Here is a 23502-nt window from a genome sequence, read left to right as displayed (position 1 = left end):
GCGGCACCTCGCGGGGTGATGTGACACTCGGACGCATCGTAACGAATGTGTGCCCGAGCGCGGGAGGGCTCGCGTTTGTCATGACCTGGCGGGTGTTCGTGCGGATGGCGGGGGTCGGGACGCCCGGCGCGCGGGATCGCGCGGAGCGGCGGGGCGCTGCGGTGCTGGCGGAGCCGGTGTGCGGCGCCGACGCCTTCGTGCGCGTACCCACGGTGAGGGTCCGCTCGCGTTGGCCGCATGTGGCCATGGGGTGGACAAGGCGGGGTTGGGGTGTTGTGTGCGTACTCGGGTTGTTCGTGTGGTGACGGCACGCATAGGCACTCCCCGTCCCTTGTTCGTCAGTTGTCGTTCCCACCTAAGGATGCCCGTCCGCCACCCGGGTCACCAGGGCCGAAGGAAATCTGTGGACAACTCGAAGGGACGGCGCGGCCGTGCGACCTGCGCGGGCGATGCTCCGGTGGCCTGATGTGACTTCTGTGCCGTGTGGGACACGTGGGACTACAGGCGGGCCGCATGGCGCACGGTCGTGGCGCTCACTGTGGCGCACGCGACACGGGAAGGTCCTCTGAGTGGTGCGCGTCACGGCCGCGGGGGAGCCGGCGCGCGGGGAGCGCGCCCGCCCGGCCCCGGCGGTGAGTGCGGGGAGGGCGCCCGCGGGGTCACGCCCGGGTGCTGCGCGCCCCCAGGCGGTCGGAGAGCACGGCCCTGTGGGTGGGGAGGGCTTCGGCGTGGACGCGCCGCCCCTCCTCGGTGGGCGTCACCGTCACCGAGCGGCGGTCGTTCTCGCACATCGAACGCGTGACCAGGCCGCGCTTCTCCAGGCGGGCCACGGTGCGGGACAGGGCGCTCTGCGTCAGGTGCGTGGACGTGAGCAGCTCGTGGACGAGCCGCCTGTGGTCGGGGGCCTTCATCAACAGGTCCAGCGTCTCGAACTCGCTGAGGCCCAGGCCGTGCCGCTGGCTCAGTTCACGCTCCAGCGCGCACGCGGTGCCGTGGTAGCAGGACATCAGCTGTCGCCATTGTTCGGCCAGGTCAGGGTCCGGGTCCGCCATCTGGAACATGCCCGGGAGTTTAACATGCGATGACATCATATGCCTAGTCATTTTATGCGTGGACATTAGATGCGCGTGCATGTAATGTCCCCGGCATGTCCTCAGCACTGAACCGACCCGCGACCTCGCGTGGCCCGGAGGTCGACGGTTCCCGTTGGTCCCCCCGCCTCTGGGGCCTGCTCATCGTCCTCTCCCTCGCCCTGTTCCTCGACGGCCTCGACGTGTCGATGGTCGCCGTCGCGCTTCCCTCCATCGGTGCCGAACTCGGCCTGTCGACCGCGGCCCTCCAGTGGGTGATCAGCGGCTACGTGCTCGGTTTCGGCGGGTTCCTGCTCCTCGGCGGGCGGACCGCCGACCTCCTCGGCCGCCGCCGGGTCTTCCTCATCGCGCTCGGCGTCTTCGCCGCCGCCTCCCTCGTCGGCGGCCTGGTCGACAGCGGGACGCTGCTCATCGCCAGCCGCTTCGTCAAGGGCGTGGCCGCCGCCTTCACCGCGCCGACCGGCCTGTCCATCCTCACGACCACGTTCGCCGAGGGCCGCCAGCGCAACCGGGCGATGTCGGTCTACACCGTGTTCGGCGCCAGCGGCTTCTCCTCGGGCCTGCTCTTCGGCGGCCTCCTGATGGCCCTCGGCTGGCGCTGGACGTTCTTCTTCGGCGCGCCCTTCGCCCTCATCGCCCTCCTCGCGGGGCTCGCCCTCATCCCCAGGGACCGGCCCGACGCGCGGGGCGGCTACGACCTCGTCGGCGCGGCCACGCTGACGGCCACGATGCTCCTGCTCGTCTACACCGTCGTCACCGCGCCCGAGACCGGGTGGGCGCACCCCGTGACGATCGCCTCCTTCGCCGGAGTCGTCGCCCTCATGGCACTGTTCGTGTGGGTGGAGAACCGTGTCCGCCACCCACTGGTCCGGCTGGGCATCCTGCGGAGCGGAACCCTGGTGCGGGCGAACGTCGGCGCCATCGCGCTGATGGGCAGCTTCATCAGCTTCCAGTTCCTGCTCACCCTGTTCCTCCAGCAGGCGCTGGGGCAGACACCCCTCCAGATGGCCCTGTCCCTGCTGCCCGCCGGCATCCTCGTGGTGCTCAGCGCGCCCTTCGCCGATCGGCTCATCGGCCGCTTCGGCACCCCCAAGCTGATCGCCGCCGGGCTGATCGCCCTGTCCACGGGCTACCTGCTCTTCCTGCGGGTGGAGCCGGAGTTCGCCTACCTCGGCATGATGCTGCCCACCGCCCTGCTGCTGGGAGCCGGTTTCGCCCTCGCCTTCCCGGCGATCAACGTGCAGGCCACCGCCGGCGTCGACGACGCGGAACAGGGCCTGGCGGCCGGTCTGGTCCAGACCTCCGCCCAGGTGGGCGGCGCGCTGGTCCTCGCCGTCACCACCGCGATCATCGCCGTGGACCACGCCACCGGCCAGGGCGTCGCGGGCGGGGCCCAGGAGATGCTCGTCCAGTTCCGGCCCGCGCTGGTCTTCGTCACGGCCGTCGCCCTCACCGGCGTGCTGATCGCCCTCTACCCGCTCCTGATGCGGGGCCGCCGGTCGGCCGGCGCCCGGATGGCGGCCGACGCCGAGGCCGCGGACCGGCTGGCGGAGAAGGCGGGGGTGTGAGCACACGAGCGTGACGGCGCCCGCGCCCGCGCCGTTCGCCACCGCCTGCCGTGCCGGCCGTTCCCGCCGGACCTGGACGCCCCGCGGCGGGGGTCACGCCCTCCGACGGGGTTGATCGGAGGGCGTGGGGGAACGAATCAGAGTGACTTCGCGTCATATCTTGAGAAGTCACCCCCCTGAGGAGAGCGACGATGCGCAAGGAAAACCGTTCCGCGGCGGGTGCGGCCGCCTGGCAGGTCATACAGAACACCGACAGCCACATCTCGGTGTGGCAGCGGGCGGGTGCCGTTCCGCGCATGCTCGGCGCCCGGTTGCGCGGGCGCTACCAGCAGCTCAGCGGGGGCAAGCTGCTGGGGATGCTCGCTCTGGCGGTCTACATCGTCTCGCCGGTCGACTTCGTCCCGGAGCTGTTCGTGCCGCTCCTGGGACTGGCCGACGACGTCGGCGTCGCGGTGTGGCTGACCACGATGGTGCTCGGCGAGAGCGAGCGGTTCCTGCACTGGGAGCGCGACGCCCAGGCCCAGCAGGCCTTCCAGCGGGCCAACCCGCCCGGCACGGGGCAGGACGGCGGGACGGACCGGCGTGCCCAGGAACCGGGGGCCGCCGACGCCCGCGCCGAGCGCCCGGGCGCCGAGGGCCGGCGGCACTGATCCGACCACCCGGGGCCCCGCGCGATCCGCGCGGGGCCCGCACGTGTTCCGGGGCCCTCGCCATGAGCCCGGGGGCGGTCGGCCCCGACGCCCGACGCCCGCCCCTCCTGGACGGTCACTCCTCGGCGAGGACCTCGCGCGCGAAGGAGCGCACCTGCTCCGCCACCCCAGGGGTGGCCAGGACCAGGTGGGCGATCGAGTCGAGGATCGTGACCGGACGGGATCCGGCCGCCTCCACCGCGGCGTGAAAGCGGTCGGTGACCAGGCCGGCGATGTCGGCGCGGTCGTCGGGGTGCGTCCACGCGAGCGCGATCAGGGCGAACAGGGCCGCCTCGGTGACCCAGTCCTCCGGTCCGAAGGCCAGGTCGACCAGCGCGCGCCGCCGGATCGAACCCGGCCAGGGGCGGTCGGCCTCGTAGTGGGTCAGCCCGAGGCAGGCCCAGATCTGCACCAGGCGGATCCAGTCCGGCCAGACTCCGGGCTCGTCCATCGGCGGCTCGGGCGGGTGGACGAGCACCCCCAGCAGGTCGGCCAGGTCCAGGCCCGCGAGCCGGACACCCTCGTCGTAGGCGTGAACGGGGTGCTGCCATGTGCGCAGGGCCAGGTCGCGCATGGTCTCGGCGCCCGCGGCGGACGGCGGGGCGACGTTGGGGCGGGGGTCCGTTCCGTCGAAGACCCACACGCGCCGGCGGACGGGCTCCAGCCGGTCGCCGCCGAAGACCTCGGGGACGGTGTAGCGCGGGTCGGGCGGGTGGACGTCCCCCACGGTGATGTCGGAGCCGGGCAGGGCCCGGACGAAGGCCAGCAGGGCGCTGGGCGGCTCGGGGGAGGACAGGGCCACGGTGAGCGCGGGGGTGCCGGTGACGTCGGCGGACTCCAGGCCCTGGTGGAGCATGTTGACGACGGCCTCGGTCGGTCCCACGTACCTGCCGACCCACGGGAGGTCGTGGGCCAGTCGGGCCAGGACGCCGGCGGCGTGCGCGTTGTCCGGACGGGCGCGCAGGTGGTCGGAGAGAGCGACCAGGTGGGCGAGGTCGCCGTCCCGCCCGAACCGCAGCATGCACGCGGTCGGGAAGGCGCTGGGGTGGTCGGGATCCTTGCGCAGGGCGGCCTCGACCCAGGCGATCGCGTCGTCCGGGCGCCCGGCCTCGGCCAGCATCTCGGCCATGTCGGTGTGGACGGCGAGGTTGTCGGGTTCGAAGTCCAACGCCTGCCGCCACGCCTGTTCGGCCTGTTCCCAGCGGCCCTGGGCACGGTAGGCCGTGCCCAGCGCGACGGCGGCGAACGCGGACGGCTCGATGCGCGTCGACCGCAGCGCCAGATCGACGGCCGTCTCAGTGTCGCCGAGGCGGCGCACGAGGATCGACGCGCGCCACATCAGCGGGGCGTGGCCGGGGTGCGCGGCGGTGGCCGAGCGCACCAGCGACAGGAACGGCGCGAACGGCGCGCGCTCCGCCTCCGGCACGGGATCGCCCACCACACCGATGAGCCGGCCGACCGCGTCGCACACCGCCTCGGGGGAGAGCGCGGCGCCCAGGCCCGGGTCGTGCATCCAGGGCACGTCGGCCCAGGCGTGCTCGGGGCTGTGGCACTGCGCCGAGACCAGGAGCCGGACCGCCTCGGACCGGTCGCCGAGCGAGGCCAGCACGTTGCCGCGGCAGACGACGGTGCCCAGGTACACCCGCTCGTCCATGGGGAACAGGTCGGCGCCGCCCTGGGGATGGCGGGCCAGGTACGCCAGCAGCTCGTGGATCTCGGGCAGGGCGGGGGCGAAGGTGATGGCCGTGGCCACGTGGTCGGCGGCGTGGCGCAGATCGCCGCCGTCCAGCGCGAGCCGGGCCATGCTCAGCTCGCCCTCGGCCTCCAACCGCGGATCGGCGGTGCCCTCGTGTGCCTTGGTCATGGTTCTCCGTCTGCCTGGGTGTCGCGTCGTGGGGTTGACGCACCAGAACCCTCCCAGGTTCCGGACGGCCCGTACCGCCGGGGTGGGCGTGTCCGCCGCGACCGACCACGACCGGACACAGTGCACGGCCGCGCGCACGGGCCCCGCATGGGCGCCGAGCACGGCCGCCCCGTACGTGCGGGGCGGCCGCTGCGGTACCGCGCGGGCTTCGCCGTTGTCGCGCGGCGGGTCCCGACCGGCCCCCCTGCCGACCTAGGCCAGGGCGGCGTCCACGTGCTCGGCGAGGTCGTCGGTGAGCATCTCCACGTAGGTGCTGGTGATGTGGTGGGAGTCGCGGTACACGACCACGTTGCCGATCGCCGCGGGGCAGGTGCCGTCGGTGCAGAACCGGTCGCTCAGGTCCACCAGCGTCACACCGTCGCCGGTGTCCGCCGCGGCCTGCTCCTGGGGGTCGTCGCGGGGGAAGGCCTCGCCCTCGGGCAGCTCGCACGCGGACGGGTCCTCGCCGTGCATCTCCAGGCACTCCGTCACGTCGGCGCGGGTGCGCGGGGTGTCGCGCACCACCACCAGGCCGTCGCTCACCTCCAGCACGTCCGCCCACAGCAGGCTCATGCCGTCGGCGATCACCCGGCGGTCCTCCGCCGCCGACACGCTCTCCACGGGGCCGTTCATGACCGACGAACTCGTCACGACGAGGTCGGGGCGCAACTCGCCCAGTTCGTCCACGACCGCGCGGTTCCACTGTCGGCACTCGGTGTACGCGCCGCCGTCGGGACGCCGGATCAGTGTGTCCGTGAACGCGCACGAGGACTTCGTGAACACCGCCAGGCGCCAGTCCCGTTCCTCCGCCAGCCGTTCGAGCGCGGGGAACCACTGCGCGCTGTGCGAGTCGCCCAGCAGGGCGACGGTCCTTTCGGCGTCCTCGGGGCCGTACACGCAGGGGTCGGCGGGATCGCTGTCCTCGTGCGAGGCGTGGCACCCGTCGCCGTACAGGACCGGGATGTCGTCCTCGGCCGTGACCGGGGGCGGGTACAGGGCGGCGGGTTCGGGCGCCGACGCGAGGTCCAGGGCCGCGGGCCCCGTGTGCACGGCCGGGTCGAAGGCCACCGTCGCCTCCCGCTCCACGCGCAGCAGGGAGGCCCCGCCCACCGCCGAGGCCGCCAGCACGCTCGCCGCGACCACGAAGGCCGCGTGGCGGGCGTTGGGCACCAGCCTGCGGTCGCGGACCGGGTCCTCCACCCAGACCTTCGTCGCCCACGCCAGGAGCAGGGACGCCGCGGCCGCCGCCACGATCCACACGGCGCTCAACTGCTCCTGCCCCGTCACGGCCAACAACAGGATGATGACCGGCCAGTGCCACAGGTACAGCGAGTAGGAGACGTCGCCCACCCAGCGGGCCGGGGCCGAGCGCAGCGGCGCTGAGGCCGGAACCTCGCCCGCGGCGATCACGGCGACGGCGCCCAGGACGGGCAACAGGGCCGCCCACCCGGGGAAGGCCGTGCCGTCGTCGTAGAGCACCGCGGCGGCCAGGATCGCGACCGGACCCGCGTAACCCAGCGGCCGGCGAAGCCGCTCGGGTAGCTCGCGATCGGCCATGGCGACCGCGAGCAGGCCGCCGGCCGCCAGCTCCCAGGCCCGCGTGGTCGGCAGGAAGTAGGCGCCGGCGTCACCGCCGCCGGTCAGCAGGACCGAGCAGACCAGCGACGCCGTGAACACCGTCCCCAGGATGGCCGTCAGCGCCCCTGTGCTCCGCCGCCACCGCCAGGTGAACGCCCACACGACGAAGAGGAGCGGCCACACCAGGTAGAACTGCTCCTCGACCGACAGCGACCAGAAGTGCTGGACCGGGCTGGGCGGCACCTCGGCGGCCAGGTAGTCAACCGCCTGCCGCGCCAGGTACAGGTTCTCGACGTAGAGGGCCGAGGACACCAGTTGCCAGGCGGTGTCGGTCAGGCGCGACCCGGGCAGGACGGCGAACGCCGCGGCGCCGGTGACCACCAGCACCACGGTGGAGGCGGGCAGCAGGCGACGGACCCGGCGCACGTAGAAGCCGCTGATCGAGACGCGGCCGTGGGCGGTGACCTCGCGGTGGAGCAGCGAAGTGATGAGGAAGCCCGAGATCACGAAGAACACGTCGACGCCGACGTAGCCGCCCGGCAGGAGCGCCGGATTCAGGTGGTAGACGAGCACGATGAGGACGGCGACGGCGCGCAGTCCCTGGACTTCGGGACGGAACCGGCGTTCGGTCCTGGCTGGGGCGGCAAGCATGCGGTGGGCTCCGGAGCGGATTCGGCGTCGAGGACGGGCCGCGGGGGAGTCGGCCACGGAAGCGATGAACTGATCCTGTTATGTTCGGGCGACCGACGGCGACAACCAAGGCGACTCGGCGACCGGAGTTCGCCCATTCTGATGCCGCCCGTCACGTTCCCTTGTCCGGGAGTTCGCCTTCCCGTCGAATCGGGCCCCGGCGGCCCGGCGCGGACTGGGCGGTTCATGGCGCACGCACTCGGGAACTCGGGCACACTGTCGGTACGGACACATCCCGGTCGGCAGCGCCGTGTTCCCCGCACGGCCGTGTGCGCGACCCCCTCCACCGTGTCCGGTCACCCGCTGTGCCCGGTCCCCGCCGGCCGTGCCGCGAGAGGAGGCCCCCGTCACTCCCTTCACCCCCGTCCCTCCCGCCGCCAGGACACGACTCGTGGCCGCAGGTGCCGTGGTGGTACTCGTACCCCTGGCCCTGTACCCGGTCATCGGTCGGTGGACGCTCCTGTGGGCCCCGCTCGTGCTGCTGGCCGTGGCCGCCGTCGTGCTGCGTGCGAGGGCCCACGCCCAGGTCAGAGCGCGGACCGGGGTTTCCGGCGTGCGTGCCGCGGAGGGCGAGCCCGAGTCTGGGTCCGAGCCTTCCGGGCGGGGCGAGCGCTCCGCCGTCCCGGCCGGTGCCGGCCGGCGGATCCGGCCGGTGGCGCTGCCCAGCGCCGTGGAGGACTACGACCTGGTCTTCGCGGGAGTCGTGCACTGGCGCTGGAACGGTCATGTGGACCTGAGCCTGCGCAACCCCGTGGCCCCGGCCGTGCACGCGGTGGTGACCAGGGCCGCCGAGCTGGTCCGTGGCACCGAACCGGGCGACCACGGGGTGGCCGAGTACGACCTGGCGGCCCGGCTGGCCGTGGAGACGGCGGTCACGGGCGCCGGGATCGTGGTGTGGGCCGAGGACGTGGAGCTGCGGCTGCCGGAGGAGGACGCCGAGCGGCTGCGTTCGCTGGCGGGACTGCGCAAGGACCGCGAGGTGCGGGACGCGGTCCGGGCGATCGAGGCCGAGCGGTTCGGAGCGGCACCGCGGACGGCCGGGACGGGTCGGGACGCGTCCCCGTCGGAGGGCGGCGTGGGTGGAGCGGTGCGGGACCCGCGCGGTGTCGGGGACCGGCTGGTGGTGCGGGACCCGGACGGGACGGAGGGTCTGGAGGGTCTGGACGACCTTGAGGACCTGGACGATCTGGACGACGTGGACCCGCTGGACGACCTCGCGGGGTTGGACGGCCCCGCCCCCGGAAACGACGTCGACGGCGAGGGCTTCGAGAGTTACTGGTGGCCCGCCGAGACGCCGGGCCACGACGCGGCCGAACGGGACGTGCAGGTCGCGATCATCCGCGGCCTGATCGACTCGGTCGGGGAGGGGGCCGGTCGGCTGGAGTTCGCGCGGGCCCAGATCGACGTCCTGGAGCGGGGCGGCTTCGACGAGGTCGCCCGCCGCATCCGCGAGGTCGTCCCCGAACTCGCCGATGAGCCGCCGCCCGGAACCGATCCCTGACCCTGTCGTGGATCGCCCAGCCCGCTGGGGTCTTCGGTCGGGCCGACTGATCCCGGCCGGCCGTGAGGGCGGTGAGGGCTGACCTGGCGGTCGCCCCGCACCGGGGCGGGGCGGCGCGCCCGCGGCCGCGTGCCGGCCGAGAGCGGGACCCAGCGGGATCCGCGTTCCACGGGTGTCACCGCCATGGGAGGCCGGGATCGGACGTGCGGGCCTGATGGCGCGCGCCCTCGTGGGAGGGTGTGACCGGCCGGGCCCGCGGGCGCGCGCAGCCGCGGGAGAACCGGCACGGACGGCCTCGCGGGCGTGCGCCGCCATGGGAGAACGCTCTCGCCCGGCCCGAGACTAGGGCCGCTCGGCGTGCTCACCGTGACGGAGTCCGTGCGGCCGGTGGTCCGGCGTCCCGCTCAGTGACGGGTCCGACCCGTGCGCGGTGACCGTGCGCAGCATGTCCCGGATCTCCTGGAGCAGCGACCGCGGCACCACGCCGAGCCGGACCCCCTCCTCCGCGAGCAGGACGGCCTCGGTGAGCGTGCGCCACGCCCGCAGCAGGTCGCGGCGGGTCAGGATGCCCGCCAGGACCTTCATCGCCCGCAACTGGCCCGACCGGTGGCGCAGGCCCCGGTAGCCCTCCACCGCGATCCCCGCCAGCTCCTCGGCCTCGGCCAGGCGGTCGGCCTGGTGCAGGGACTCCGCCGCCATCCGCAGGGCCCGGGCGTGCCACCACTTGTCGCCCAGGGCCCGGAAGCCCTCGGCGGCCCGGAGCATGTCCTCCTTGCCGCGTGTCCGGTCCTGGGCCATCAGTGTCTGGCCGAGCACCAGGCACGTGCGCCAGCGGCCCCAGTCGTCACCGATGTTGGTGAAGTCGGCCTCGGCCCGCCGCAGACGGGCGATCTGGTCCGTGACCTGCCACGAGTCGCGCAGCCGCGGGCGGCGGCGCAGGAACCCTCGTGCCTCGGCCACGTCCGCGAACCGGGCGGCGTACTCCCGGCCTCCGTCCGCGAAGAGCCCGGCCACCCTGGCCGCCTGCTCCTCGTGCCACCGCGGATCGCGCGCGCTCAGGCGGCGCCGCTCGCGCTCGTGGGCGGGGGAGTGCAGCAGCTCGCACTCACGGGCCTCCTGGTTGAGCTGGTTGGTCGGCAACTGCCCCAGGCTGCGCAGGTAGCGGGCGTGCAGCCAGGTGCCGCGCGCGTCCCCGGTGAGCCGGTCGCGCTCGTCGTCCAGCACGAACCAGGCGTGCAGCGCGTACCCGCGCAGCCGCAGGACCTCGCCCTTCTGGAGCTGGACCCGCGCCCAGAGCTCCACCCCGTCCTGGGAGCCGACGAGCAGCTCCTCGGCGCGGGTGATCAGCGCGTAGGCCCGGTCCTGGTGCCCCTGGAAGCGGTCGACCTCGGCCAGGTTGCACAGGGAGCGCACCTGCCACCAGCGGTCGCCGTGGTCGGAGAAGATCCGCACGGCCTCCTCGATCTCGGCCCGGCCGTCGTCCAGGTCGCCGCGGCGGTACAGGTTCACCCCGATGACCTTGTGCGCCCGGGCCCGCCAGCGCGGATCCACCGACGGCAGCTGGTCCAGGACGTAGAGGGCGGTCAGGGCGCGCTCGTATCCGGTGTCGTGGTCACCGTGTCCGCTGGCCACCTCCGCCCGGTCGAGCAGCGAGACCCCGTAGGCGAACGGGTCGCCCAGCTCCAGCGCGAGCGCGGTGGCCCGCTGGGTGGCCTCGCGCATCGCGCCCCAGTGGGTGCGTGCGGCCCGGCACAGGACGGAGAAGGCCCGTCGCAGCCGCCACCCGTCCTCGGCGCGGTCGCGCAGGTCCGTCCACTGGAAGCAGACCTCGAACCCCTGGCGCTCGGTCTCCAGCCAGGAGGCGGGATCGGCGGGCGGGGCCGGACGGCCGGGGGTGCGGGGACCGCCGGGCACGGAGTCGTCGTCGGGGTGGCCGGTTCCGGGGACGGCGAGGGAGGGGAGCGGAGCCGTGCCGCGTCCTCCTGGTGCGCCGCCTCCACCGCGTTCGCCGCGTCCGGTGCCTCCCCGGCGCTCGGCGGGTTCGGCCCGGACCGGGAGGGAGCCGCCGAAGCTCCACTCATGGGGCGCGGCCCGGCGCGCCGCCGCCTCCGCGATCGCGACGAACGCCTTCAGCAGCCGGTCCACCGCCGGAACCAGCGCCTCCTGCGACCAGTCCGCCCGCTCCTCCTCCGGGACGCCGAGCAGGTGCGGGCCCACCGACAACAGGGTGTCGCGGACGTGGTCGTGCAGCTGGTAGCGGTCGAAGCCGCCCGCCTCGTAGAGGAACGTCACCAGGTAGCGATGGCTCATCCGGACCAGCAGCGGCTTGGCCTCGTCCTCGGTCACGCCCAGCAGGGCGGCCGCCGACCACGCCGTGAAGGTCGTCAGCCCGGCACCGGCCAACCGGTGCAGGAGCAGCCGCTCCCGGGGCTCGCACTGCCCCAGTCCGAACGCGAACGACCGGGCGATGGCCTGCAGCCCCGGAACCGTCCAGCGCAGGATGGGGTCGTTCATGTGCCGGAGGAGGTCGGTGGCGCCCGGCCCCCGCCCCGCGGAGATCCGCCGGCCCATGAGGCACAGCGCCAGGGGGAATCCGTGGCAGGCGGCGACGATGTCGGGGAGCACGGCGCGCTCGTCGGCCGTGAGCGGGTACGGGGACTCGTCCACGAACCGCTCCAGCAGCCGCAGGCCCGTCTCGGGGGACAACGGGTCCAGGTGGCGGCGCAGCACGTACGGGGAGGCGTCGCGGAAGTCGTCCCGGCTGGTGATCAGGACCGCGCACCGGTCACCGTAGGGCAGGAGCGGCTCCACCTGGGCGAAGTCCTCGGCGTTGTCCAGGACGAGGAGGAGCCTGCGGTGCTCGGTCGCGGTCCGCCACAGTACGCTCAGCTCGTCGAGGGAGGCCCCCGCCGGGGGAGTGGCGCCGATCTCGGCGAGCATCTGCACGAGGACGTCCTCGGGCCGGCGGGGATCGCGGCGCACCGGACCGATCGGGTCGGTCTCGTCGCCGTCGTCGCGGCGGTCGGCGCCGCCGCGGGTCAGCCACGCGCGCAGCAGCCGTCGGCCCGCGTCGCGCGCGGACCCGCGCGGGGCGCCACGTGCGCGGCCGCCGTCGGTTCCGTCGTGCACGAGGTCGCCGTAGAGCTGGAACTCCAGCGTGCCGTCGGGGAAGCGGTCCGCCACGCGGTGCACGATCTGTGCGACCAGCTGGCTCTTGCCGGTGCCGCCCTCGCCGGTGACCGCGATGGTCAACGGGCTCCGCGAGCGCCGCAGCCGGGACGTCCACGCCGGGCGGCTGACCAGGCGGCGGGGGCCGCTGCGCGGGTAGCGGTCGAACGCGCGCAGCAGCTCCGCCATGAGGTCGGCGTGGCCGGTGAAGTAGTCACTGGGCGGTGGCAGCCGCCGACGGATCGCGGGCCCCTCCCCAGAAGGGCGGGCCTCACCGGCGGGGCGTTCGAGGAGCCATCCGGCGACGGCGACCATTCCGGCGCCGAGGGCGCTCAGGCCCAGGACCAGGGGACCGCCGCCGTCGGGCACGAGGTCCGGTATCCCCTGCAGGGCCGTGCCCAGACCGAGGACCAGGAGGCCCGCGGCGAGTCCGATCCGGCTCGGACGCAGCACGCGGGGGGCCGGGGGATCGGCTTCGGCCCGGGGGAGGGGGAGCCTGTTCACGCCCATCCCTTCTGGGAGACGTCGTACATCCACGTATGTCGGACGGACTCGGGTCCGTGAGCCTCCGATCCTTGCGCCGCAGGGGCTGCGGTGTCCAGTCGGCCACCGTCGTCCCCGCGTCCGTTCACCCTCCCGTCACTCCGAGAGCGCCGGGAACCGACCCGGGTGGGTCCGGGACGACCGGCGGGGCGGCCCCATTTCGATGGGTTCTTCGAGGTGGGACGGGGCCGCAGCGGGCGGTCACGGGTGCCTGCTGGAACGACCCGGCCGGCCCCGCCCGGGACCCGGATCGAGCTGGACGGGGCCGGAGGGGGCCGATGGCCGCCCGGTGTGACTGGTTGCACTGAGTGCGTCGTTGCACTGAGTGCATCCACGTCTCTAGCCTGGTGGCATGGCAGACCGACAGCGCCCGCCCGCGTCCGATCGCAGGGAGGCCCTCAAGGCGAGGCACCGCCGGGCCATCGTCACGGCGGCGGCGGAGCTGATGACCGAGATCGGCGGCACGGACTTCACCGTCGACCAGCTCGCGGCCCGCGCCGACGTCTCCCGTCGGACGGTGTTCAACCACTTCACGACGGTGGACGACATCACCGTCGAGGTCTTCCACGAGATGCTCGGCGCGGTCCTCGACAACGTCGACGCCAACTTCGAGGCGTCGGCGGCCGACCGCCCCGGCGACTCCTCGATGTTCGACCAGCTGGCCGGGGCCCTGCGGGCCACCGACCTGGTCACCACCATCACCGAGCTCACCCGGATCTTCGGGCCCGACGACGGTCGGCGCAGTGCCCGCCAGGCGGTGCTCTTCGAGCGCGCGGTCAGCGACCTCGGCATCCGGATGGCCGCCATCACCCTGCGCCACCACCCCGCCGCCGACCCGCTGGAGGCCGACCTGATGTGCGGCGCGCTGGTCGGCGGAGCCCTCGTGGTGGTCCGCCACTGGGAGCAGAGCACCGGAGGCGTCGACTCCGTCGAGTCCCGCCGTGTCTGGGACCGGCTCCTGGAACGCATGATCTCCGTCAACCGCGCCGGGTTCGGGGCCCTGACCGCCCGCACCGGCGACTCCTGAGCCCACCGCTCACCCCACCCACTCCGTTTGCAGGGAACCATGGCTGAACTTCTCTATCGGCTCGGGCGTACGTCGGCCAGACGCGCCCGCACCGTCATCGCGATCTGGCTGGCACTCCTGGTGTCGGCGGGGACCGCCTACGCCCTCTTCTCCGGTGAGCTGGAGGACAGCTTCTCCATCCCCGGCACACCCACCGACGAGGTGAACCAGAGCCTCAAGTCGGAGTTTCCCGCGATGAGCGGCGGCAGGGGCACCGTCGTCTACCAGAGCGAGGACGGCGCCGCCCTCACCGAGGAACAGCGGACGGAGATCAGCGAGCGCGTCGACACCGCCGCCGAGGTCTCCGGCGTCGAGGACGTCATCGACCCGTTCGCGACCGAGGAGGAGCGCGCCGAACAGGCCGACCTCCTCGAAGAGGGGCGCGAGGAGAGCGAGGCGGGACGCGCCGAACTCGAGGAGGGCCAGGCACAGCTCGACGAGAGCCGCGAGCAGGCCGAGGCCGCCGGACCGCTCGACGAGCAGACCGAGGCCGCCTTCGACGCCCAGCAGGCCGAGATCGACGCCGGACTGGAGGAGCTGGAGGCCGGTGACGAGGACCTCGCACGGGGCGAGGCCATGATCGAGATGGCCTCCGGGATCCGCACGGTCTCCGAGGACGGCACGACCGCGCTGGTCAACGTGGCCTTCACCGAGAGCCAGGAGGAGGTCTCCCAGGAGACCAAGGACGCCGTGATGGCGGTCTTCGAGGATGATCCGGTGGCGGGTACCACGGTCGACTTCGGTGACGACATCGCGATGGCGCTGCCGAGCCTCGTCAGCGCCGCCGAGGTGGTCGGTGTCATCGTCGCGGGCATCGTCCTGGTGGTCATGCTCGGCACCCTGGTCGGCGCCGGGCTCCCGCTGGTGACCGCCCTGATCGGCGTCGGGATCGCCACCCTGGCCGCGATGTCGCTGTCCAGCGTGCTCGAGATCGCGACGGTGACGCCGATCCTCGGACTGATGCTCGGACTGGCGGTCGGCATCGACTACGCGCTGTTCATCGTCAACCGGCACCGCCGCCAGCTCAAGGAGGGGCTCGGCGTGCCCGAGTCCATCGGGCTGGCCAACGGCACCGCGGGCAACGCCGTGGTCTTCGCCGGTACCACCGTCCTGGTCGCCCTGCTCGGTCTGAACCTGACCGGCATCGGCTTCCTCGGCCTCATGGGCAGTGTGGGCGCCATCGCCGTCACGGTCGCGGTGCTGATCGCGGTGACCCTCGTCCCGGCGCTGCTGTCGCTGGTGGGCACGCGCATCCTCTCCCGCCGTGAGCGCGACCGCGTCGCCGCCGGGACGGCCGGGGGCGGTGCGGCCGCCGGTGCCGCTGAGCCGGACGAGAGCCCGGCCGACGGCGCTGAGACGGGCACTGACACGGGAGTCCGGCCGATGTCGACCGCCGGGGCTCTCGGCCGCGCCGCACTGGCGATCGCGGCGCTCGGCGTCATCGCACTGCCCGCCCTGGACCTGCGGGTGGGGATGCCCGACGGCTCCTCACAGCCCGCCGAGTCCACCCAGTACCAGGCCTACTCCATCATCGCCGAGAGCTTCGGGGACGGCCAGAACGGCACCCTGCTGGTCGCCGCCACGCTGCCCGGCGGCCCCAGCGACGAGGCTGCCGAGGCGGCCGAGGACAACGCGGAGCGGTACCAGTACGAGATCGCCGACGCGATCCACGCCCAGGACGGCGTCGCCGCGGTGGCCCCGATCGGGGTCTCCGACGACCAGACCCGGGCCATCTTCCAGGTCGTCCCGGTGGACGGTCCGGCCAGCGAGTCCACCGAGGCGCTGGTGCACACCCTGCGGGACCTGGAGCCGATCCACGGCACCGGGACGCTCGGAGTGGCCGGCATGGCCAGCGGCAACATCGACATCTCCGAGACGCTCAGCGAGGCCCTGCCGACCTACCTCGCGGTGGTCGTGGGCCTGTCGCTGGTGATCCTGCTGCTGGTGTTCCGGTCGGTCCTCGTGCCGGTCGTGGCCACGCTGGGCTTCATCCTGTCCTACTTCGCCGCGCTCGGCGGTGTGGTCGCCGTGTACCAGTGGGGCTGGCTCGGCGGGCTCATCGGGCTGCAGGAGCCGGGGCCGGTCCTGAACTTCCTGCCCACGCTGCTGGTGGGCATCCTGTTCGGCCTGGCGATGGACTACATGCTGTTCATCGGCACGGGGATGCGCGAGGCCTACACGCACGGCAGTCCGTCGCGGATCGCCGTCGTGCAGGGCTTCCGCGCCGGACGCGCGGTCGTCACGGCCGCGGCGATCATCATGATCTCGGTGTTCGGCGGGTTCATCTTCTCCGAGACGATGATGATCAGCTCGGTCGGATTCGCGCTCGCCTTCGGCGTCCTCATCGATGCCTTCGTGGTCCGCATGCTGCTCATCCCCGCGGTGATGCACCTGGCGGGCGACGCGGCCTGGTGGCTGCCCCGGTGGTTGGACCGGATCATGCCCGACATCGACGTCGAGGGCTCCTCGCTGGAGCGCGACCACGCGCGGCGGTCGGCCGGCACCGAGGAGGGCGCCGGCGCGGACGAGACCGCACCCGCCGCTGAAGCGGGCACCGGTACGGCGGACGCCGACGAGAGGATCGAGTCCGGCCGGCGCTGACCGGCCGCGGGCCCCTCGCGAGGACACCAGGAGGCCCGTCGGGGCTTTCCGGCCGAGTGCCGGACGCCCCGACGGGCCTCCTGGCCGCGTCCGGCTCTGCCCGCCGTACGAACGGACCGGCTGATCAATCACCGTCTCATGGCGGCGGACCCGCCTCTACGCGGGAGTCTCCTCGCCCGGGACGTCGGGAGTCGCTCCGAGAGCGGCGATGAGGCGTGTACGGATCCGCTGCTTGCGCTGCTCGAAGAACGCGGTGAATTCGTTCATGCCGAGCGGTACGCCGTCGAGGTCGTTCTCCGAGAGGTAGGTGGCGCGCTTGTCCTGGCTGGGGAACGCGATCCCGATCCAGTCTTCGGGGAGAGAATCCTGTTTCTCGATGTTGGCGGTTCCGGCGAGCAGTTGGAGATTGGGCAGCAGGTTCACCGCTGCCAGGTAGTCGTCGATCTCGTCGAGAGGTATCCCGGCTTCGGTGAGCTTCTTCTTCGTGAAACGGGATTTCGGGAAGATGTGGTCCTCGTGGAACAGCTTGCTCAGGTCCAGGCCCGGGTACAGCACCGACAGCACGGAGAAGGTGCGCCGTCCGGCGTACTTCAGATTGAGCAGCTCGTCGATCTCGCTGTTGTCGAAGGTGAGGCTTTTCCCGACCGCGGCCATCGCCTCCTCGACCGCGGCAACGGGGAAGACGCCTGTGGTGTTGGCGCTCAGCACATCGCGGATACGCGTGAGCAGGGTGTCGAGCCCCGAACCCCAGACGCCGCGCTTGATGAGTGAGCGGGTGACCCACCGCTGCAGTGCGAGCCGGTCGGCGGCGTCCGCGGTCGAGTCGAGGTAGGAGTCGCCCGCGCCGCGCAGGTGCAGGTAGTACGCGATCGGCGTGATAACGCTGTGGGCGGTGAGGTTGCGTTCGCTGTAGCCGAACTGCTGGAGCAGGGTCGCCGCGCGAAGGAGCGCCCCTTTGATCTCCGGCCAGGCCGCCTCCACCTTCGCCATGTTGGTCTGTGTGAAGTTGGTGACCTTGAACTTCATGTCAACGGCGGTGATGGTCAACGCGGTCTTCAACACCACGTCCTTGGAGAAGGAGAACTGCCGACCCGCGTTGTTGTTGATCTCGCTCACCAGTGAGCGGACCTCCTCACGAGCGTCGAGTTCCTTCCACTGGTTCGTGGCCATCGACATCAGCAGATCGGAGTAGGAGAGGGTGGTGCCGCCGCTGTTGACCCGAACGAAGATCTCCAGCACCTTGTCGGGGTCCTGGTCGGTGACCAGGAAATAGTTCATCGGCTTCAGCTCCCGTACCGCCTGGTAGAGGTCGTACAGTCGCCGAAACGCATCGGCTGAGCCGAGACAGCCTCGCTGCTCCAGTTCCCCCATGATCCCGGGCCCCGAGTCGGCGAGGTCGAGTACCGCCCCGACACGGAACCACTTGTGCACCTCGCCCTCCCCGGGTGCGGCGTCCTGGTCGGTCAGGAAGCGCAGGTCGTACTTGATCCCCAGCTCCTCGTCCTCGGGAGCGTCGACGAGGTTGAGGTAGAGCCGCTTGACGGGGAAGGCGTCGGCGCTGTTCCACCACGCGTACTTCTTCTTCTCCGCGAAACTGCCGTACAGCGCGATGTTCATGGCGGTGAGGCGCTGCTGTCCGTCGAGAACGGCGGTGGTGCCGCTGCCGCTGGGAAGAGTGGCCTTGTCCGCGTAGGGCTTGTCGCGTTCGTGGTAGTTCGTCAGGAACTCATAGAAGGTGTACGACTGTGCGGTCTCGGGCTCGACCTTCCACAGCAGGAACGAGCCGACGGGGTACCCGCGCATCAGGCTGTCGACGAGCTTGGTGATCTGATCGGCGTTCCAGACGAACTCACGCTGGATCGCGGGCATCAGGTACTCGTGCTTGTGGACGGTGGTGAGCATCTCTTCGATGCTGAGGGGAGTCTGGAAGGACATGCGGGGGGACCTCTTGTCGGCGCGGGCTCGGGCTGGTGTCCGCGGTGGCTGGGCCACGTGCTTGCGTCGTCGGCGGCGAACACGGTGTCATACAGGCCGTAGCGGCGTCGTTCCCCACGAGGATTCGATGCCGCTGCGGGCCAGGGGAGAATGCTCCAAGCAGGGGAAGCGAACACGGATGGGTGCGTGCGGGTGGCCGGCTGCCCCCTGGATGAGGTGGACAGTAACCGCCGTCGCAAGATACCAGCGGAATCGGTGCTGACCCGGTCACCTTTTGCAGATTCCGTGTGGGTCGGCTCGGTTCGTCCTGCATCGTGTTCGTGCGATGAGCCTGCGAGTTGCCCGCATGGCGAGGGCAGTGGAGATCATCTGCGCGGTGAGGCGGGTCGTCAACCTCGTCGCCTTGCTGCGCGGACTCGCCTCCCGACGAGTGCCGGCCAGGTTCCCTACTTGCGGCCCCGGCTGGGTGTGCTGGTCCTGTGTGGGGGCCGCGGGGTCGGGAACCCCGGTGCGCAGTTGGTTGCCTCAGCCTCGTTCGTCCTCGGACTTGAGCTGGGCAGAGTCGCGCAGGTTCACCTTCCCGAAGCGGGGGATCAGGTGGATGTCCAGGTCGCGGGCGTAGTCGGCGAACGGCACCGGCTCGGCCTCGGGTTCGTCGTCTTCGTCCGTCTTGATCCAGCAGTGTCCTGGGACCCACCCTCGGGCCCGGCCTCGGCGCCGTATCCAGTTCCCGGGCCACTGGTGGCCGGCGGATTCGACGTGAAGACGGAAGGTGTGGGCGCCGGCGTGGGTGTCGAAGGGTGGTCAGTCCGTGCCCCCGGCTCTCGCTAGATGCCGGTGGTCGATGCCTTCGTGTTGGCGGTGCCCTGGCCTTGGACTTCGGCCACGTCACGGATGACTTGCGTGATGACCTCAGGTGTGACCGTGGTCCTGATCGCCTCCGCGTCGACGTCCTTGGTCGGACGACGAACCGCGTAGACGGCGAGGAGGATGCCGCCCTTCAACACGAAGTCGTCCTTGTGCTCGGTGCGGGTCAGCCGGCCGAGGAAGGATTTGAGCGCATGCCTGGTGAGGTACACGGCGGTCGGTACGGGTCTGCCTTCCCTGGCCGCGACCGACCTCGCCTTCCTCTGGATCTGCTGGAACGCCTCATAGCCGCTGGTCACGTGAGCACCTCCAGCGCGTGCAGGACCGGGCCCTTGGCTCGGGGGAGGCGGGCGGCGATCGACATCAGGTGTGCGGGTTTGCCGCCACGGCGGAGCCATTCGCGCAGGGCGTCCCTCCCTAGCTCGTATCCGAGGTCGCCTCGGAGTCGGAACGCGTCCGCGATGCTGCGCTCGGGCGAGTAGATACCGATGCGCAGATCCGACCCTGGGATGGGGATCTCGGAGCGACCGAGGTCGAAGGTCTGCTTCGCGAGCACGTGCCACTTGATCGCGGCCTGGGTCGCAGGGATGCGGGTGCCGCGCGGGATCGCGATGTCAAGGGCGTCCGGGATGGCGTCGGTCAGGTCATGGTGGGCCAGCGCGGAGATGAGGCAGATGGTTGCCTCGGGCCGGCGGGTCGCTGCTTCGATCCAGTCCCAGTCCGCGGCCGGGGCGTCGGTGGCGCGGTAGATGCCTCGTGCGATGCGCTCGTAGGTTCCGTCGTGGGCGGCGCGGTACAGGGTGCTCTTGGACATGCCGAGGTCGGGTGTCTGCTTGGGGCGCAGAATCTCCAAGGCGGCCACCTCCATGATCCGTTCCGTGTACAGGTAACGTCATCTGTATACGTTCTGTTCCACAAGGCAGGTGCCTGGCCTGGACGGTCGATGCGTGGATCATCGATTGGGTGGGGCTGAGGCGAAGGAGATCGGAGAGGGTTCTCGACGATCCTTCCACAGGTCAGTGGGGGTGTCCGTCCCATCCACTGATGACCAGGATGCCCGGGTTGCGGGGGTTCGGCGCCGAACCGTGGCCGCTTCGTGCACCCGGGTGCACCCCCACCCGAGGAGTGAGTGACGGGATGGGTGGTGCACACTCACCGGGCAAATCTTCACCCCCGTGCACCCGCTGGTGCACCCCCGGCAACGCAAAAGCCCCTGACCGCTGCGCGTTTGCGCTGGTCAGGGGCTTAAGCCTCTGGGGTGAGTGACGGGACTTGAACCCGCGACTTCTTGGACCACAACCAAGTGCTCTACCGGCTGAGCTACACCCACCACGTGCGCCTGGCCTCGCGGCCCTGCGTACGTATGAAAGCTTAGCGGACTCGGAGGAGTGCTTCGATCAGTTTTCGGGCCCGTCCGGTGTGGCGGCCTTCTCACGGGCCTCCCGGCCAGTGCCTCCGGCCATGACCTCGGCGGCGATCGCGCGGGCCGTGGTGGTGCTCGGGCCGGGCTCGGGCACGAAGGCGGCGGCACGGTAGTAGCGCAGCTCCTTGATGCTCTCCGTGATGTCGGCGAGGGCGCGGTGCCCGCCGTTCTTGTCCGGGCTCGCGTAGTACACGCGCGGGTACCAGCGGCGCAGCAGCTCCTTGATCGAGGACACGTCGACCATCCGGTAGTGCAGGAAGGCGTCGAGGAGCTTCATGTCGCGCGCGATGAAGGTGCGGTCGGTGGCGATCGAGTTGCCGCACAGGGGGACCTTGCGGGGCTCGGTGACGTACCGGCGGATGTGCTCCAGGACCTGGTCCTCGGCCTCCTTGAGGGAGATGCCCTGGTCCAGCTGCTCCAACAGGCCCGACGAGGTGTGCATGTCGCGGACGAAGTCGCCCATCTGGTCCAGCGCCGCCTGCGGTGGCTTGACCACGAGGTCGACACCCTCGTCGAGGATGTTGAGCTCACCGTCGGTGACCAGACAGGCCACCTCGATCAGCGCGTCGTTCTCGAGGTCGAGCCCCGTCATCTCGCAGTCGATCCACACCAGACAGTCGTTCATACCGGTCACCCTACGGCGTGCCGGGGACTGCTGGGGATGGCCGGAGTGCGGCCGGGCACGGGCCCGGACGCACTCCGGATAACGCGGATCAGTTCCAGACGAACTGGCCCGGACCGACGTCGAAGATCGCGTACAGCCAGTCGTAGACCCCCCAGACCTGCAGGTAGGCCAGTGCCAGGATGACGACCGTGATCGCGAGCAGGGTGAAGCAGCCGCAGCCGCATCCGCCCTTCTTCTTCTTGCGGGGCGGTGGCTGCTGCGGGCGCGGGGCGGGGGGCGGCGGCTGTCCGCCCGGGCCCTGCTGACCCCACTGCGGGCGCGGCGGTCCGCCCATGGGGTGCCCGGGCGGGGGCCCGCCCGGAGGGCCGTTCCTGGGGCCGGGCGCGGGCGGGTAGCCGGGCGGCGGGCCCTGCGGCGGGCGGCCCATCGGCTGGGGCGCCGGACCGCGGCGGTGGTGCGGCGGCGGGCCGGCGGCCATGCCCGGTCCGCCGTGCTGCTGGGGCGGCGGATAGCCGCCGGGGGGCGGGAACCCGGGCGGCGGGCGGTGCGCCTGGTGGCCCTGCTGGCCACCGGTCGGCGGCTGCTGGTGGCCGGGAGGCGGTCCCTGGGGCCGGAACCCGCCGTGCTGCGGCGGAGCGCCGGGAGGCGCGCCGAACGCCTGCTGGGGGCCGGACGGCGGCTGCCCGGGTGCGCCCGGGTGCTGGTAGCCCTGCTGCGGTCCGGACGGGGGCTGCTGGCCGGGCGCGGACAGGCCGGGGGAGGGCTGGCCCGGGGGCGTCTGGCCCGGAGGCTGGGGCTGATAGCCCTGCTGCGGTCCCGACGGCGGCTGCTGCCCGGGTGCGGGCTGCCCGGGGACGGCCTGTCCGGGGACGGGCTGCCCAGGCGCGGGCTGCTCCGGTGTCCGGCCGGGCCAGGCGGCGGCCTGCTGCTGGGGGTCGCCGGGCGCACCGGCGGGACCGGGCGGCTGCTCGCCCTGCTCCTCGGCTCGCTTGCGGGCCTCCTCCCAGCGCTGCTTGGCCTCCTCCTCGCGCTGCTTGGCCTCGGCCTCCAGGCGTACGCGCTCTTCCTCGCGCTGCCTGGCGGCCTCCTCCTCGGCCTTGCGGCGCTCCTCGCGACGCTCTTCGCTGAGGTCGGCCCACCCCTCCTTGAGCTGGCCGAGCAGGCCCTTGAAGCCGCTCTTGGGCTTGTCGTCCTCGTCGCTCCCGGCACCGCCGGAGAACATCGGGTCGTCAGGGTTGAACACGGCGGTACGGGGAGCCTCGTCGCCGCCGGGGGAGAACACCGCGGTTCCGGGGGTGTCACCGATCTGGTCGGGATCGAACACGGCGGTGCGCGGCGCGTCGCCGGCGGCACCCGGGTCGAACACGGCCGTGCGCGGGGTGTCGCCGATGGCATCGCCGCCGAGGTCGGCCGTGGGCAGGTCGTCGTCGCCGTAGTGGGCGGTCGGCACCTCGTCGTCCCGCCCGCCTCCGCCGGGGAGGTCACCGGGGTTCACGCGCATGGTCGCGCCGACCCCGCCCAGGTCGGCGGTGGGCAGCTCGTCGTCCCGGCCGCCGCGGCCGGGCAGGTCGCCGGGGTCCACGCGCATCGTGGCGCCCACGCCGCCCGCACCGCCCATGTCGGCGGTGGGCTCGTCGTCGTCGGCCCCCTGCCCCCAGGCGGAGGGGCTGATGCGCATCGTGCTCGGCTCCTCGTCCACCGGGGCGGGGCCGGGCGGGGCGGTGTCGCGCTGGGGCGCGGACGGGCCGATCCGCATGGTGCTGGGTTCGTCGTCCACGGGGAGGGGAGCCGGGGGGCGCGGGGCGGAGGCGGATTCCTGGGACCAGGAGGGGTTGATGCGCATCGTGCTGGGTTCGTCGTCCAGGGGCGCGGGCGACGGCTCGGGGCTGGGTGGTGCCGAGGCCGTGTCCTGTGACCGGGACGGGCTGATGCGCATGGTGCTGGGTTCGTCGTCCACGGGGGTGGCCGGTGCGGAGGCCGACGGGCCGAGGCGGACCGTGCCCGGCTCGTCCTCGTCCACCTCGGTCGCGGACCCGTCCCGGCCCTGTCCGCCCAGGTAGGTGGTGGCGGCCTCCTCGTCGTCGGCGCCCGCGGCGCCGCCCTGGAGCTCGCTCAGTGAACGGGTATGCCGCGTCCACTCGTCACCGTTCCACCATCTGAGCGTTTGCGCGTCGCCCTGCGGGTCCGCATACCAACCCGGCTCGATAGATCCACCCATGGGCGACAGACTAAGGGGTTTTTGGTCTCCGCTTGA

General features: G+C 72.3%; 14 protein-coding genes and 1 tRNA gene. 5 read left to right on the top strand and 10 right to left on the bottom strand.

Going from position 1 to position 23502, the window contains the following annotated elements; translation table 11 throughout:
* Positions 1 to 659 precede the first annotated feature (659 nt).
* Positions 660 to 1061, bottom strand: a complete 402-nt coding sequence (locus ADL05_RS01090) for a MarR family winged helix-turn-helix transcriptional regulator (RefSeq protein ID WP_053614916.1) — start codon at positions 1059 to 1061, stop codon at positions 660 to 662.
* An 86-nt stretch (positions 1062 to 1147) separates the two neighbouring features.
* On the opposite strand from ADL05_RS01090, the gene ADL05_RS01085 reads away from it, so the two are divergent.
* Together ADL05_RS01085 and ADL05_RS01080 are read left to right on the top strand one after the other, a co-directional pair.
* Entirely contained in the window at positions 1148 to 2659 is a 1512-nt protein-coding gene (locus tag ADL05_RS01085; RefSeq protein WP_053614915.1) for an MFS transporter, read from the top strand.
* Positions 2660 to 2850: 191 nt separating this feature from the next.
* Positions 2851 to 3309: a YkvA family protein gene (locus ADL05_RS01080; protein WP_053614914.1), complete on the top strand. Its 459-nt coding sequence runs from the start codon at positions 2851 to 2853 to the stop codon at positions 3307 to 3309.
* Between the two features lie 115 nt (positions 3310 to 3424).
* Here ADL05_RS01080 and ADL05_RS01075 read toward each other — a convergent pair whose 3' ends face one another.
* Positions 3425 to 5212 carry a tetratricopeptide repeat protein gene (locus ADL05_RS01075; protein ID WP_053614913.1) on the bottom strand — a complete coding sequence of 596 codons (1788 nt, stop codon included), beginning with the start codon at positions 5210 to 5212 and terminating at the stop codon, positions 3425 to 3427.
* Positions 5213 to 5464: 252 nt separating this feature from the next.
* Positions 5465 to 7480: an acyltransferase family protein gene (locus ADL05_RS01070; protein WP_082376007.1), complete on the bottom strand. Its 2016-nt coding sequence runs from the start codon at positions 7478 to 7480 to the stop codon at positions 5465 to 5467.
* Between the two features lie 448 nt (positions 7481 to 7928).
* On the opposite strand from ADL05_RS01070, the gene ADL05_RS01065 reads away from it, so the two are divergent.
* The gene (locus ADL05_RS01065; protein WP_231640550.1) at positions 7929 to 9020 is read left to right on the top strand and encodes a hypothetical protein; all 1092 of its coding nucleotides are present in this window, start codon (positions 7929 to 7931) and stop codon (positions 9018 to 9020) included.
* Positions 9021 to 9362: 342 nt separating this feature from the next.
* Here the strand turns inward: ADL05_RS01065 and ADL05_RS01060 are convergent, their stop codons facing one another.
* Complete coding sequence (locus ADL05_RS01060) at positions 9363 to 12692, bottom strand: NB-ARC domain-containing protein (RefSeq protein ID WP_231640549.1); 3330 nt, start codon at positions 12690 to 12692, stop codon at positions 9363 to 9365.
* A gap of 391 nt (positions 12693 to 13083) precedes the next feature.
* Here ADL05_RS01060 and ADL05_RS01055 point away from each other — a divergent pair, with 391 nt between their 5' ends.
* On the top strand, positions 13084 to 13758 hold the full coding sequence (locus ADL05_RS01055; protein WP_053614911.1) for a TetR/AcrR family transcriptional regulator: 675 nt from the start codon (positions 13084 to 13086) through the stop codon (positions 13756 to 13758).
* A 39-nt stretch (positions 13759 to 13797) separates the two neighbouring features.
* The gene (locus ADL05_RS01050; protein WP_053614910.1) at positions 13798 to 16398 is read left to right on the top strand and encodes an MMPL family transporter; all 2601 of its coding nucleotides are present in this window, start codon (positions 13798 to 13800) and stop codon (positions 16396 to 16398) included.
* Between the two features lie 156 nt (positions 16399 to 16554).
* On the opposite strand, the gene ADL05_RS01045 is transcribed toward ADL05_RS01050, so the two are convergent.
* The 6 genes from ADL05_RS01045 to ADL05_RS31455 form a co-directional block, all read right to left on the bottom strand.
* Positions 16555 to 18333, bottom strand: coding sequence for a DUF262 domain-containing protein (locus ADL05_RS01045; protein ID WP_053614909.1), 1779 nt, complete (start codon positions 18331 to 18333; stop codon positions 16555 to 16557).
* Between the two features lie 827 nt (positions 18334 to 19160).
* Positions 19161 to 19499: a nucleotidyl transferase AbiEii/AbiGii toxin family protein gene (locus ADL05_RS01040; RefSeq protein WP_053614908.1), complete on the bottom strand. Its 339-nt coding sequence runs from the start codon at positions 19497 to 19499 to the stop codon at positions 19161 to 19163.
* Complete coding sequence (locus ADL05_RS30210) at positions 19496 to 20053, bottom strand: type IV toxin-antitoxin system AbiEi family antitoxin domain-containing protein (RefSeq protein ID WP_156365667.1); 558 nt, start codon at positions 20051 to 20053, stop codon at positions 19496 to 19498. Before ADL05_RS30210 ends, ADL05_RS01040 begins: the two co-directional genes overlap by 4 nt.
* A gap of 401 nt (positions 20054 to 20454) precedes the next feature.
* Positions 20455 to 20530: transfer RNA gene (locus ADL05_RS01030), tRNA-His, on the bottom strand.
* Between the two features lie 67 nt (positions 20531 to 20597).
* Complete coding sequence (gene orn / locus ADL05_RS01025) at positions 20598 to 21248, bottom strand: oligoribonuclease (protein ID WP_053614906.1); 651 nt, start codon at positions 21246 to 21248, stop codon at positions 20598 to 20600.
* 88 nt (positions 21249 to 21336) lie between these two features.
* Positions 21337 to 23466, bottom strand: a complete 2130-nt coding sequence (locus ADL05_RS31455; protein ID WP_156365666.1) for a DUF2510 domain-containing protein — start codon at positions 23464 to 23466, stop codon at positions 21337 to 21339.
* Positions 23467 to 23502 lie beyond the last annotated feature (36 nt).

The sequence above is a fragment of the Nocardiopsis sp. NRRL B-16309 genome (genome assembly GCF_001279585.1).
Taxonomy (GTDB): domain Bacteria; phylum Actinomycetota; class Actinomycetes; order Streptosporangiales; family Streptosporangiaceae; genus Nocardiopsis.
Note: the sequence above shows the minus strand (reverse complement) of the source record. Positions and strands in the feature narration are given on the sequence as shown.

Bases quoted from the DNA above. Each gene is read 5' to 3' on its own strand.
- ADL05_RS01090 (WP_053614916.1), bottom strand. From the start codon at position 1,061: ATGTTCCAGATGGCGGACCCGGACCCTGACCTGGCCGAACAATGGCGA.
- ADL05_RS01085 (WP_053614915.1), top strand. From the start codon at position 1,148: ATGTCCTCAGCACTGAACCGACCCGCGACCTCGCGTGGCCCGGAGGTC.
- ADL05_RS01080 (WP_053614914.1), top strand. From the start codon at position 2,851: ATGCGCAAGGAAAACCGTTCCGCGGCGGGTGCGGCCGCCTGGCAGGTC.
- ADL05_RS01075 (WP_053614913.1), bottom strand. From the start codon at position 5,212: ATGACCAAGGCACACGAGGGCACCGCCGATCCGCGGTTGGAGGCCGAG.
- ADL05_RS01070 (WP_082376007.1), bottom strand. From the start codon at position 7,480: ATGCTTGCCGCCCCAGCCAGGACCGAACGCCGGTTCCGTCCCGAAGTC.
- ADL05_RS01055 (WP_053614911.1), top strand. From the start codon at position 13,084: ATGGCAGACCGACAGCGCCCGCCCGCGTCCGATCGCAGGGAGGCCCTC.
- ADL05_RS01050 (WP_053614910.1), top strand. From the start codon at position 13,798: ATGGCTGAACTTCTCTATCGGCTCGGGCGTACGTCGGCCAGACGCGCC.
- ADL05_RS01045 (WP_053614909.1), bottom strand. From the start codon at position 18,333: ATGTCCTTCCAGACTCCCCTCAGCATCGAAGAGATGCTCACCACCGTC.
- orn (WP_053614906.1), bottom strand. From the start codon at position 21,248: ATGAACGACTGTCTGGTGTGGATCGACTGCGAGATGACGGGGCTCGAC.
- ADL05_RS31455 (WP_156365666.1), bottom strand. From the start codon at position 23,466: ATGGGTGGATCTATCGAGCCGGGTTGGTATGCGGACCCGCAGGGCGAC.